The 12,205-nt window shown below is 70.6% G+C and carries 10 protein-coding genes; 4 read left to right on the forward strand and 6 right to left on the reverse strand.

The features are described from left to right. Positions 1-23: 23 nt before the first annotated feature. The 5 genes from GA0070619_RS09930 to GA0070619_RS09950 form a co-directional block, all read right to left on the reverse strand. Complete coding sequence (locus GA0070619_RS09930) at positions 24-428, reverse strand: roadblock/LC7 domain-containing protein (protein ID WP_088947795.1); 405 nt, start codon at positions 426-428, stop codon at positions 24-26. Positions 429-444: 16 nt separating this feature from the next. Next, a complete protein-coding gene (locus tag GA0070619_RS33370) occupies positions 445-2,835 on the reverse strand; it encodes a sensor histidine kinase (protein WP_172862014.1) in 2,391 nt (796 codons plus the stop codon). Positions 2,836-3,087: 252 nt separating this feature from the next. Further along, complete coding sequence (locus tag GA0070619_RS09940; RefSeq protein ID WP_157743966.1) at positions 3,088-3,570, reverse strand: helix-turn-helix transcriptional regulator; 483 nt, start codon at positions 3,568-3,570, stop codon at positions 3,088-3,090. 250 nt (positions 3,571-3,820) lie between these two features. Then, the gene (locus GA0070619_RS09945; protein WP_088947798.1) at positions 3,821-5,113 is read right to left on the reverse strand and encodes a cytochrome P450; all 1,293 of its coding nucleotides are present in this window, start codon (positions 5,111-5,113) and stop codon (positions 3,821-3,823) included. Positions 5,114-5,608: 495 nt separating this feature from the next. Continuing rightward, complete coding sequence (locus GA0070619_RS09950) at positions 5,609-7,963, reverse strand: AbfB domain-containing protein (RefSeq protein ID WP_172862015.1); 2,355 nt, start codon at positions 7,961-7,963, stop codon at positions 5,609-5,611. A gap of 255 nt (positions 7,964-8,218) precedes the next feature. On the opposite strand from GA0070619_RS09950, the gene GA0070619_RS09955 reads away from it, so the two are divergent. The 3 genes from GA0070619_RS09955 (at position 8,219) to pdxY (ending at position 11,166) form a co-directional block, all read left to right on the forward strand. Continuing rightward, complete coding sequence (locus GA0070619_RS09955) at positions 8,219-9,235, forward strand: LacI family DNA-binding transcriptional regulator (RefSeq protein WP_088951678.1); 1,017 nt, start codon at positions 8,219-8,221, stop codon at positions 9,233-9,235. Between the two features lie 146 nt (positions 9,236-9,381). Continuing rightward, on the forward strand, positions 9,382-10,176 hold the full coding sequence (locus GA0070619_RS09960; RefSeq protein ID WP_088947799.1) for a S1 family peptidase: 795 nt from the start codon (positions 9,382-9,384) through the stop codon (positions 10,174-10,176). A 138-nt stretch (positions 10,177-10,314) separates the two neighbouring features. Next, the gene (gene pdxY / locus GA0070619_RS09965; protein WP_088947800.1) at positions 10,315-11,166 is read left to right on the forward strand and encodes a pyridoxal kinase PdxY; all 852 of its coding nucleotides are present in this window, start codon (positions 10,315-10,317) and stop codon (positions 11,164-11,166) included. 81 nt (positions 11,167-11,247) lie between these two features. On the opposite strand, the gene GA0070619_RS09970 is transcribed toward pdxY, so the two are convergent. After that, positions 11,248-11,580: a putative quinol monooxygenase gene (locus GA0070619_RS09970; RefSeq protein WP_088947801.1), complete on the reverse strand. Its 333-nt coding sequence runs from the start codon at positions 11,578-11,580 to the stop codon at positions 11,248-11,250. Positions 11,581-11,735: 155 nt separating this feature from the next. Here GA0070619_RS09970 and GA0070619_RS09975 point away from each other — a divergent pair, with 155 nt between their 5' ends. Next, entirely contained in the window at positions 11,736-12,140 is a 405-nt protein-coding gene (locus GA0070619_RS09975; protein WP_088947802.1) for a DUF3224 domain-containing protein, read from the forward strand. Positions 12,141-12,205: the final 65 nt, after the last annotated feature.

The following is a 12,205-nucleotide window of genomic DNA, read 5'->3' on the forward strand; positions in this document are numbered from 1 at the left end:
CCGGCGTGGGGGCGCCGGGGTGGTCAGCGGCTGCGGGCGAGTGCCGCTCGGGCCGCGGGGGTCAGGGCGTCCCCGATACGGTTGGCCAGCTCGGTCATCTCGTAGGAGACCTTGCCCACGTCGCACTCGGGTGCGGCGAGCACCAGCAGCGAGGCACCGTCGTTGAAGGCCATCGAGAACATGAAGCCGCCCTCGAGCTGCGTGACGTTGGAGATCACCGCGCCGGCGTCGAAGAAGGCCGCCGCGCCCCGCAGCAGGCTGACGAGCCCGCTACCCGTCGCGGCCAACTGGTCTGCCCGGTCCGGCGGCAGGTCGCGGGTGGCGGCCACCATCAGACCGTCGCTGGAGATGGCGATCGCGTGGCTGACCTCGGTCGCCCGCGCGGCGAAGGTGTCCAGCAGCCAGCCGAGATCCTGTTGGTCGGTCACGTGCTCTCCTGTCGCGTCATTTGTTGCCGAGGTTGATCGGGGTGCGCCGGCGGTTCGCCACACCCCGCGCGTACGCGGCCATCGCCGTCGCCACCTGGGCCGGATCGCGGTACTCGGACCGTTGTTGCTGCTGGGGGACGGTCACGCCGCCGGGGACGAGTTGCCGTTGCGGTTGCCGTTTGGGCAGGCCGGAGTTGGTGGTGGTGGCGACCTCGGGGGTGTGCGCCTGGGCAGCCGTGCGCCAGGCGTCGTCGGCTGGACCGGACCATTCCTGGCCGTCGTGGCCCTCGGCGACGTCGCTCTGGAACCAGTGGTTGACCTGTTCGAAGATGAGGAGCTCCTCGGTGGGCGCGTCACCCCGGTCCGGGGGTGGGGGAGCCGGTCGGAACACCGGCGCCGCCGGGAGGGTCCGCTCGGCCGGGGGTCGCCCGGCGGTGGGCTCGGGCCGCGGCTGGTAGGGCGGCGGGGGATTGGCCGTGCGCGCCGCCCTCCGCGAGAGCCGTCCGGGTGCGAGCAGGTATTCCTCCGGTGGCAGAGACCGGATGATCGTCGCGGGCAGCGTCGCCTCGGCGAGGATGCCGCGTCGGGGGCCGCGTCGCAGTTGGACGGTGGCGCCCAGCCGGGCCGCGAGCTGACCCACGACGACCAACCCCATCGCCCGTACGGCGGCCACGTCGATCGCCGGTGGGCGGGCCAACAGCTCGTTGAGCTGCTGCATCCGTTGCGGGGACAACCCCACACCCTCGTCACTGATCTGGATGATGACGCGGTCACCGAGGCTCCGGCCGCTCACCCACGTCTCGCTGGCCGGCGGCGAGTACGTCGTCGCGTTGTCCATGAGTTCGGCGATCAGGTGCACGACCTCGTCGACGGTCTTGGCCGCCACGGCGACGTCGCCGTCGATCATGCCGAGCCGGATCCGCGCGTAGTGCTCGATCTGGGACAGCGCCGCCTGGAGCACCTGTTGCAGGGGGACGTCGCGCTGTCGTACGCGACCGACGCCGACGCCGCCGAGCACCAGCAGGCTGGCGTTGATGCGGCCCATCCGGGTCGCCAGGTTGTCCAGCGTGTACAGCTGGTGGAGCCGGTCGGGGTCGGTCTCGTCCCGTTCGACGAGGTCCACCTGGGCCAGGACGGCGTCGACGAGCCGCTGTTCGCGGCGGCTCAGGTGGATGAAGATGTCGGCGGTGTTGGCGCGCATGACGGCCTGCTCGGCGGCGGTCCGCACGGCGGCCTGGTGGACGGCGCTGAACGCCTGGCCCAGCTCGCCGATCTCGTCGCCGGTGGACGGTTCGAGTGCGGCGCTGGACTGCTGGCGGGCCAGTTTGTCCGGGTCGACGGCGGCGCTGCCCGGCTGCTGGAGCTGGGCCACCACGGCGGGGAGCTGTTCGAACGCCACCGCGTTCGCGGCGTCCCGCAGGCGACGCAGTCGCCGGGTGATCTGCCGGGCGACTGCCCAGGTCACCAGCGCGGTGAGGACGAGTGCCAGGAGGACGCCGACCGCCTCGGCGACGGCCCGGCGGCGCTGGTCGGTGTGCGCGGCCCGGACGTCGTCGCGGACCGCGGCGTCGACCCGCCCCCGCAGCTCGGCCAGACGGGCGGCACGCGTCTGGGTGGTGGACACCCAGCCGCCGGTCTCCAGTTGCAACCGCGACCCCGGTTGGGCCCGGGACACCTCGTCCTGCATCCGTTGCAGGGCGAGCGCCTCCTTGCCGGTGCCGGCCTGCTCCCACCAGAGGCTCCACTCGGCCGGGGCCAGGGCCAGGAACGACAGGCTCGACTCGGTGTAGCTGGTGCGGGCGGCGGTGATGTCCTGTTGCATGGCCGGGGTCAGCTCGCCGCCCGCGACCGCCCGCAGCACGGCGACCTGCTGCTGACCGATCGCCTCGGCCGTCTTCGACAGTGCCGCCGACGCCCGGATCCCGTCGGCGAGCCGGGCGTCCACCACGCCGTGCGAGACGGTCTCCCGAAAGTTGATCAAATCGGCGATGGCGATGCGGTAGCTGAAGGTCATCGCCGACACCGAGGCGTGCGTCGCCGTGCGTACCTGGGTGCGCAGCGGGGCGAGGCTGCCCAGAGCCGCGTCGATGCGGCGCAGGAGAGCCCGGTTGGCCTCGGCGTCGGCGGACAGCCGGTCTCGCTGCCTCCGGTAGCGCGTGACAGCGTCGTCGGTGGTGGCCATCTCCGCACCGAAGGCGTCCTGCTGCTCCGGCCCGCCGTAGGTGAGCAGGTCGGCGGCGGCGATGCGTTCGCGTTGCAGGCGGTAGGCGAGGTCACCGGCCTCGGCGCCGACCTGGGCCAGGACCCGCAGGTCGCTGGCCCGGGCTGTCTGGCGTGCGCTCTCGGTCAGCGCGAGACCGGCGAAGCCGATCACGGCGACGAGCGGTGCCGCGACGATGAGGCGCATCCGGCCGGCGATCTTCCAACCGCGTCGCCGGGTCGGGTAGGGTCTGGCCGCGTGGGACCGGGTGCTCGACGCCAAGATTGACTCCCACGACTCGTCGATGACGGTCTATCCGCACGTTGCCGAATGCAAGTCCCATTCGGCCGGAAGCCGGGCTCGTAGGCCAGACCTGGCCGTGGTACAAACTGGCCGTACCAGCATCTGTACCCAACGTCAGCGGCCGGTGACGCCCGAGACCGAGCCGGGATCGTGGGGTCAGCGCTGGTCGTCGCGGGGGTCGGCCGGCGGCTGCGGCCGCTGTGCGTCGTCCGGACCGGACGGGCCGTTGAGCACCTGCCCGATCAGCTCACGCAGCTCGTCGATCGCGTCCACCACGGCGCCGGGGTCGCGCGCGTCGCGTCGATCACGCTGACGTGGCGCCGGCCGGCCCGGCCGGACCGGTGGTGAGGCGCGGGGGCCCCGGCGGCCATCGGCCGCCGCCTGTTCGGCCGCCACCTGCGGCCACAGCGCCGCGAGTCGGCCGTCGGTGCCGAGCACGTCGTCGCAGCGCAGCGCGAACTCGTGACTGCCGAACCGGCGACCGGACTCGACCGCCGCGACCGTCTCCCGGCTGAACCGCACCAGATCCGCCAGCGCCCGCTGGGTCAGACCCCGCCGGACGCGGCAGTTGCGCAGTTCCCATCGGAACCGTTCGCTGGCCGCAGGGGGAGCAGGGCTCGACGGGGACGTGTGCTCCATGCGCTCACCTTCGTGGCTTCGAGAATCAGCAGCGGAAGCCGGATCGAGATTGGCTGATGAGCTGAACATTCACAGAGGACAATTCTTAACCCAGGACGCGATGGGTGTGAAGACGTTCACCGACCTGGATCGTCGGGCAAAGCAGAAAAGGGTGCGTGTCAGGCCCCTTGCCGGTGCCGGGCAGGGGCGGGAAGGCCACCCTTCCCGCACTCGTCCGCGCGCGGGCAGGCGCGTTGGCGCACCGGCACTGTCAGGCGGCCTGCGCTTCGACGGCCGCCTCACCTCGCGCCGCCGGAACGTCGGCCGGTGCCATGGTATCGATTACCGCGAGCAGCGTGTGGTGGGCTCGAAACGCGACATTGGCCTTGTACGAGCGCTGTTGCCCAGTCGCCAGGCGGAGGCCGGGAATGGCTTCGGTGAGTCGGGTGATGGCGATTTCAGCCTCCAGCCGCGCCAATCCCGCGCCTATGCAGAAATGCGGGCCATGGCCGAACGACAGGTGATTGCCCACGTCCGCCCGAGGTGGATGAAACTGGTCCGGGTGGGCGAAGACCGCGGGGTCGCGGTTCGCCGCCCCGATCAGCAGCAGGCAGCGTGCCCCGGCGGGGATGGTCACCGTTCCCAGTGTGACGTCCCGGTTGGTCACCCGCAGCCAGCCGTCGATGGCGGGCGCGAAGCGCAGGGTCTCGCCCACGAACGCGGAGACGGCCCCCGGGTCGGTGGTGAGCTCCGACCAGTGCCGCGGACTGGACAGCGCCTGGTCGAGGGCGTGGGCGAGCAACCCGGCGGTGGTCTCGTGGCCGGCGACGAGGAGGTTGAAGGCCAGGCTCGCGACCTCGGGCACGGTCAGCACCGCGTCGTCGTCGTCCCGGTATGCCAGGGCGCGGCTGATGAAGTCGTCGCCCTGGTGTCCACTGTCCACCCGTTGGCGGACAAGCTCCTCGCAGTAGTGCCAGAACTCCAGCAGATCCTGCGCCAGGCGCACCTGCTCCGCAGGCTCCGGTTGCCCCCAGATGAGCGCGATCTGGCCGTCCGCCCAGCTCCGGATCCGCCCGATGTCGCCGTCGGGCACCCCGAGGATGTCCAGGACCACCAGCAGGGGGAGCTCGGTGGCGAATTCCGGGATCAGGTCGACCTGATCGCCCCGGCGGGCGGCGAGCCGGGACACCAACTGGTCGACCCGGCGCCGGATGATCGGGCCGTACTCGACCTCGACCCGCTCGGGGGTGCTGGCGAAGGCCGCCCGTAGGGCCCGACGGGTGCGGGGGTGCACCGGCGGGTCGGCAGCGGCCGTCGTGGGGGGCGCGTCGATCTGCATGATCACGCTCATCGCCTCCGGGCACACCTCGTAGACCGGGGCGAGCGTGAGGGCGTTGCCGAACGTCGCGACGTCGGCGAGTGCGCGCCGGACGTCCGCGTGTCTGCTGATCAACCACAACCCCAGATCCTCGGCGTAGTGCACACCGTCGGGATCGTCGAGAATGCGCCGCCACATGCTTGCCGGATCGGTGAGATAGACCCCGGCGAACGGATTCAAACGCATGGAAAGCCTCCTGATGCGCGCGGCGCGAAACCGGCAGCGCCTCCATTTTTGAGGTCGGTCAGTTTGGGCCGATAATGGCGCGCATCTGCCTCTGGCTCTTTACGGTGCGCTGAGTAGCCGCACAAGTCAAGATTGGTCACCGTCTATTTATGCCGCGACATAATGCGTGCTGCAACGGACGGCTGAAACCGGCTGGATGCAACTTGCGCCTGGGTCCTTGCCGTCGGTCGACCCCATTTCACGACGAGATGCCCGTTGCGCGCGACAACGAGACCATCGGGAACAGATGAGGCGGACGACCGCCCATGATGGACGGCGGAATCACGGTGCCGCTCTCCCTCATGACCGGAAAACGATCTCCGGACCGGCAGGTGACGCAGGGCTCGGGCCACCTGCCTGGCCGAGGGACCGGCGACGCCCGCACGCGTCGCGGGGGCTCCGGCCCAGGCCGGAACCCCCGCGATGTTCTGGCGTGACGACCCGCCGGGTCAGCGGTCAGGGCGCCCAGGGGCTGGCGATGTTCCAGGTGCTGTCGGCGGTCCACAACGTCGGCGTGTTGTACGCGTCGCCGCCGGTGCCGTTGCTGAGCCAGACCTCCGAGTTGTAGTGCCGCAGGTACCTGCCCCGGAAGTTGTACGACTCCAGCGACACACCCGAGCCGGTCAGCCCGACCCGTGCGCACCAGGTGGCGTCGGCACGCAGGAGCGTCGAGCCGTCGTCCGGCGAGTTGCGGACCCGGGAGTTCTGGTGGCGCAGGTACTGCCCGGGAAAGTTGACCGACTCGAACGAGTAGCAGCCGGCATCGGCCAGGCCGGCCCTGATGGTGTACGTGGCGTCGGCCTTGAGCAGGCTGGGGCTCGCGGCGGCGACCACCTCGGTGTAGGCCAGGCTGTCCTGGTGGCGCAGGTAGCGGTTGGTGAAGCCGGGCGTCGTCACCTGCAACGACCGCCGGGTGTTGACCGGCAGGGCCACCGGCGCCGAGCTGCCGATGGTCTTCGAGGCGTTGATCAGGGCGGTGTTGGCGGCGCGGACCCGCGCCTGATCCATCTTGATCACCTGCCGGTCATAGGTCAGGAAGCCGTTCAGCTCGCCCTCCAGATCGGTGATCTCGGTGTAGACCGAGGCGCTGAGTCCCTTGCCGACCATCAGGTTCTGGCTGCCCTGCACCAGACCCACGTACCGATCGGTGAGGGCGCTCGAACTGGTCTGCCACTCGTAGGCGAAGAAGCCGCCGCTCGGGCTGTACTCGTGGCCCGGCGTGTGCAGGCCCAGCCCACCGAACTCACCGAGTACGGCGATCCGGCTGCTCGACGGTGTGGGCGAGTCGGGCCCGAGGTAGACGTGCCAGTCGTCGATGTCGCCGTTGCCGGGATTGCCGAGGGACTGGCAGCAGTTGTGGCCGCTGTGCGGGTTGACCAGACGTGTCGGGTCCTGGTTCTTGATGTTCTGCGCGACCCGCCGGGTGTCGGCGAGGGACCGCTCACCCCACCCCTCGTTGTAGGGCGTGTACGCGACCACTGCGGGCGAGCTGCGGTGCTCGTCGACGATCTCGCGTGCCTCGGCCTCGAACTGCGCCTGCTGGGCGTCGGTCGGGTTGATGTCCTGCGCGGTCAGCGACGGGATGTCCTGCCAGACCAGCAGGCCGAGCCGGTCCGCGTGGTAGAACCAGCGCTGTGGCTCGACCTTGATGTGCTTGCGCACCATGTTGAAGCCCAGGTCCTTGTGCTTCTGCAGGTCGAAGGCGAGCGCGGCGTCGGTCGGCGCCGTGTAGAGGCCGTCCGGCCAGAAGCCCTGGTCGAGGGTGCCGACCTGGAACACGAACTGGCCGTTGAGCTTGGGGCGCAGCACCCCGTTCACCAGACCCGTGGTGATCTCCCGCATGCCGAAGTAGTGCGCTGTCCGGTCCACAGTGGAGGCTGAGCCGTTGCGGAGGGTGACGCGGAGATTGTAGAGGAACGGGTCGTCGGGCGACCATCGGCGTGCGTTCGGCACCGGCACGCTGAACTCGGTGAAGCCGCCGGTGGCCGAACCGACCACGGTGCTCCCGTTCAGCGCCTCGGCGAGCACGCTGTGGCCGCTCACGTCCCCCCGGGTGAAGACCCGCACCCGCAACGTGTTGGTGCTCAGGTTCGGGTAGACGTCCACGCTGCTGATGGAGGCGGTGGGCACCGGCTCCATCCACACCGTCTGCCAGATGCCGGAGCTGGGGGTGTAGAAGATCCCGCCGGGTGTCTTGGTCTGCTTGCCGATGGCGGGCAGGCTGCCGTTCTGTCGGGTGTCGGTTGGGTCCCAGACCTTGACGACGATCTCGTTCGCCCCGGTGGTGAGCTGGGGGGTCACGTCGAAGGTGAAGGCGTCGTAGCCGCCGGTGTGCGCGCCGACCCGTACGCCGTTGACCCAGACGGTGCTCTGCCAGTCGACGGCGCCGAAGTGCAGCAGGGTCCGCCGTCCCGACCAGTTGGCCGGGACGGTGACGGTGCGCCGGTAGAACAGGTAGTTGCGGTTGTCGTTGGCGGCCCGCTGGATGCCGGAGAGCGCACTTTCCACCGGGAACGGCACGTTGACCCGCTCGGGCAGGGCGGTGCCGAACTGCGGGGCGTCGTCGGTGGCCGACTGGCGTAGCTGCCACTCGCCGTTGAGGTTGAGCCAGTCCGGTCGCGTCATCTGGGGGCGCGGGTACTCGGGCAGGGGTGTGCCGGCCAGCGCCTGGCTGGTCCATGGGGTGGTCAGTGGCGGCGTCTTGGCCGGTGCGGCGTACGCCGGTGGGGTTGGCGCGGCGAGAACGCCGGCGATCAGGGCGAGGATGAGCAGCAGCGGCAGGGCGGGGCGGATGGGGACCTGACGTGTCATGCCGTCTCCGAGGGGCGAGTCGCCGCGGGCGGTGCAGCCAGGCCCGAAGCGCGTGGGTGGTGGGCATCGGGTGGTCACTGACGGGGGACGGGCGTCATCGACGGATGCCGGTGGGATCTCCACGCGTCGGCGGGACTGGCATATTGACATCCATCATCGCCTGTATAACGTTATAGAGCCGCGCCGGGCCTCCCGTCAATCCTTGTCCGTCGATGCGTGCCCGGCTCGGCGGTCCCCCTGGCGAAGGGTCGGTGGATGGGCGTCAACCTCAAGGACATCGCCCAACGCGCGGGCGTGTCGCTGGCCACGGTCTCGAACGTGGTCAACGGATACCGGCCGGTGGGGGAGCGGACCCGGCTGCGTGTGCAGCAGGCGATCGACGAACTCGGTTACAGCCCCAACCTGGGCGCGCGACATCTGCGTCGGGGGCGTACCGGGCTGATCGCCCTGGCCATCCCGGAACTGAACAACCCCTACTTCGCCGAGCTCGCCGAGATCGCCATCGCCGAGGCCGCCGGGCTCGGCTACACCCTGGTCATGGAGAACACCGCCGCGGACCGGGGAGCGGAACTCGCGCTCCTCGACGGATCCCGGCGGCACATCATCGACGGCCTGATCCTCAGTCCGGTGCGGATCGGCCGGGAGGAGGTGCTGGCCCGGACCGCGGGCACTCCGCTCGTGCTGATCGGTGAGGGCGTCTACGACGTGCCGCACGATCACATCGCCATCGACAACGTCGCCGCCGGCCACGCCGCGATCCAGCACCTCGTGGCGATCGGCCGCCGCCGGATAGCGTTCATCGGCGCCACGCACGGTGGCGACCGGCAGTCCGCCCACCTGCGGGTACGCGGCTATCGCGAGGCCCTGGCCGCCGCCGGCCTGCCGTACCGCTCGCGGCTGGTCGCCCGCACCGACGCGTTCGGCCGGCTCGACGGCAAGCGGGCGATGCGTGACCTGCTCGCGCTCGGCGACCCACCGGACGCGGTGTTCGGCTACAACGACCTGATCGCCGTCGGCGCGCTGCGGGCGCTGGCCGAGGCCGGTCTGCGGGTGCCGGAGGACGTCGCGGTGATCGGGATCGACGACATCGAGGAAGGTCGGTTCAGCACCCCGACCCTCACCACGATCGCGCCGGACAAGCGGGAGATCGGCCGTCTCGCGGTGCGCCGCCTCGTCGCCCGGATCGAGGGAGCGCAGGTCGCGGCACCGCTGACCGTGCAGACGCCGTTTCGGCTCATCCGCCGGGAGAGCACGGGTACGCCCGGCGGCTGACGGCCGGTGCGCACCGGACGAGACCCATAGCCCCGGTGGTACGACCCAGAGAGGATGGCGCAAGAAATCCATGTAGCTCAATATGATGACCGCTATCTCGAACGGGGTGCGCTCACGAGGCGTGCCATCCTGATGCGGAGGAATGCATGGTTCGCTGGCGTACCCTCACTGGCCTGCTGGCCACCACGTTGGCCGCGGTGACCGCGGCCAGCCTCACTCTCACCGCGCCGGCCGCAGCGGCCGACAACCCCATGACGCCGAACGTCGTCGGCGGCACCCGCGCCGCTCAGGGCGAGTTCCCGTTCATGGTGCGACTCTCGATGGGGTGCGGCGGGGCGTTGTACAGCGCCCGACTGGTGCTCACCGCTGCGCACTGCGTGGGCTCGACCGGCACCAACACCAGCATCACCGCGACGCTCGGGACGGTCGACCTCCAGTCGTCCAGCCGCATCACCGTCCGGTCCAACTACGTCTACCGGGCTCCCGGCTACAACGGCTCCGGCCGGGACTGGGCGCTGATCCGGTTGGCCAGCCCCGTCACCGGGCTGAGCACCCTGAAGATCGCCAACACGACCGCCTACGACAGCGGCACCTTCACCGTGGCCGGTTGGGGCGCCGCGCGTGAGGGCGGCGGCCAGCAGCGGTACCTGCTCAAGGCGAACGTGCCGTTCGTGAGCGACTCCACCTGCAACGCCAACTACGGTGGTGACCTCATCCCCGCACAGGAGATCTGCGCCGGCTACGCCAGCGGCGGCACGGACACCTGCCAGGGTGACTCGGGTGGCCCGATGTTCCGCCGCGACGCCTCGAACGCCTGGATCCAGGTCGGCATCGTGAGCTGGGGCAACGGCTGCGCCCGGCCCAACTACCCGGGTGTCTACACCCAGGTGAGCTACTTCGCCTCGTCGATCGCCTCGGCCGCGGCGAGCCTCGGCGGCTGACCGGGAGAACCATCGGGCGGCCCGGACGACGATGTCCGGGCCGCCCGCTCGTCACCGAGGGGTACGCGGCGAGTGGGCCACCCGACAGATTCGGCGGGCCGCGCGTGCGGCGCCCGCCCGGGCGGCCATGATGAGCCGGTGAAGATCCTGTCCATCCAGTCGTCGGTCGCCTACGGTCACGTCGGCAACTCGGCAGCGGTGTTTCCCCTGCAGCGGCTCGGCCACGAGGTGTGGCCGGTCCTGACGGTGCACTTCTCCAACCACACCGGGTACGGCGCGTGGCGGGGGCCGATGCTGGCGGCCGCCGACGTGGCCGAGGTGATCGAGGGCATCGCGGACCGCGGAGCCCTCGGCGGCGCCGACGCGGTGCTGTCCGGCTACCAGGGCGACCCGGCCATGGGCGCGGTGATCCTGGACGCGGTGGCGAAGGTCAAGGCGGCCAACCCGGCCGCGTTGTACTGCTGTGACCCGGTGATGGGCGACGCCGGTCGCGGCATGTTCGTCCGCCCTGGCATTCCCGAGTACCTGCGGGACACCGTCGTGCCGCGTGCGGACATCATCACGCCCAACCACTTCGAGCTCGACTTCCTTGCCGGCCGTACGACGACTTCGCTCGCGGAGGTGCTCGACGCGGTCGACGTCGTACGCGCGACCGGGCCCCGGCACGTCCTGGTGACCAGCGTGCTCCACGGCGACCTGCCCCCGGACTCGCTGGAGGTGGTGGCTGTCTCGGACGAGGGCGCCTGGGCGGTGACCACGCCGCTGCTGCCGATCAACCCGAACGGTGGGGGCGACGTCACGGCGGCGCTGTATCTCGCGCACCTGTGGACCACCGGCTCACCCGCGATCGCGCTGGAGCGCACCATCGCCTCCGTCTACGCGGTGCTCGAAGCGACACTCGCGGCGGGCACCCGGGAGATCCAGCTGATCGCCGCACAGGATGTGATCGCCGACCCGCCGGCCCGCTTCACCGCCCGCCGGCTGCGCTGACGACGGGTCGACACCGACCGCCGACGCGTCGAGGAACGCCTCGGCGCGGTCGGCGCGGGCGGTGCCGCGTGCCTGCGGCGGTCAGCGGCTCTCGGGGACGGCCATCTCGCCGAGCAGCGACCAGGTCTCCTGCGGCACTGTGGCGTTCACGATGCGCGGCGTCTCGGCCAGGTGCGGAGGCAGGGTCTCCTGCGCCGCGCGGAAGTGGGCGGACTGCACGTGGGCCGCTCCGGCCTGGTCGTCGCGGAACGCCTCGACCAGCACGTACTCGGTCGGGTCGTCCACGCTGCGGGACCAGTCGAACCACAGGCAGCCGGGCTCGGCCCGGGTCGCCTCGGTGAAGTCGGCGGCGATCTGCGGCCACCGGTCGGCGTGCTCGGCCAGGACCCGGAACTTGGCGGTAATGAAGATCATGGCGTCAGGTTACCCAGCCGGACGGGTCACCCGTCGAAGTCAGCCGGACAGCCGGCCGGACCCGCGCACCTCTGCCCGAGGCACAGTCATGATCAGCTTTGGAAGCGCTCGAAATCCCGACGGAAATGTCAGCCGAGCGGACTACCGTGCGGGACATGCGAGCAATCGGAACGTTCGACGTGGCTGAGTTCACCGCGGTCCCCGTGCCGAGCCCCGAGGTCAAGACTGGCCTGCCGGTCGGCTTCGCCACCATGCGCAAGACATTCACCGGCGAGATCGACGGCCGATCCGAAACACTCTTCACGGCCGCCTTCGATCCCACGACCGGCACCGGCACGTACGTCGCCATGGAGTCGTTCGAGGGCAGTGTCGCCGGCAACGCGGGCACCTTCAACTTCGTGCACTCCGCCACCACCACGGGTCAGGACCGGCAGGCCGAGTTCCTGACGATCGTCCCCACGAGCGGCACCGGCGGCCTGACCGGCATCCGCGGAACGGGAGGCCTGACAGTCGACGAAGACGGCACCCACAGCATCTGGTTCGACTACGACCTGTCCTGACGCCCGCCTTGCGGATGGTCGACGGATCGGCAGTGACCGGGGGCAGCGCAGCAGCCGTCACCCCC

It is taken from the genome of Micromonospora zamorensis (assembly GCF_900090275.1).
GTDB classification, from domain to species: Bacteria; Actinomycetota; Actinomycetes; order Mycobacteriales; family Micromonosporaceae; genus Micromonospora; species Micromonospora zamorensis.

Excerpts from the sequence above, each read along its gene's own strand:
- GA0070619_RS33370 (WP_172862014.1), bottom strand. The coding sequence starts at position 2,835 with ATGCGCCTCATCGTCGCGGCACCGCTCGTCGCCGTGATCGGCTTCGCC.
- GA0070619_RS09940 (WP_157743966.1), bottom strand. The coding sequence starts at position 3,570 with ATGGAGCACACGTCCCCGTCGAGCCCTGCTCCCCCTGCGGCCAGCGAA.
- GA0070619_RS09945 (WP_088947798.1), bottom strand. The coding sequence starts at position 5,113 with ATGCGTTTGAATCCGTTCGCCGGGGTCTATCTCACCGATCCGGCAAGC.
- GA0070619_RS09950 (WP_172862015.1), bottom strand. The coding sequence starts at position 7,963 with ATGACACGTCAGGTCCCCATCCGCCCCGCCCTGCCGCTGCTGCTCATC.
- GA0070619_RS09955 (WP_088951678.1), top strand. The coding sequence starts at position 8,219 with ATGGGCGTCAACCTCAAGGACATCGCCCAACGCGCGGGCGTGTCGCTG.
- GA0070619_RS09960 (WP_088947799.1), top strand. The coding sequence starts at position 9,382 with ATGGTTCGCTGGCGTACCCTCACTGGCCTGCTGGCCACCACGTTGGCC.
- GA0070619_RS09970 (WP_088947801.1), bottom strand. The coding sequence starts at position 11,580 with ATGATCTTCATTACCGCCAAGTTCCGGGTCCTGGCCGAGCACGCCGAC.
- GA0070619_RS09975 (WP_088947802.1), top strand. The coding sequence starts at position 11,736 with ATGCGAGCAATCGGAACGTTCGACGTGGCTGAGTTCACCGCGGTCCCC.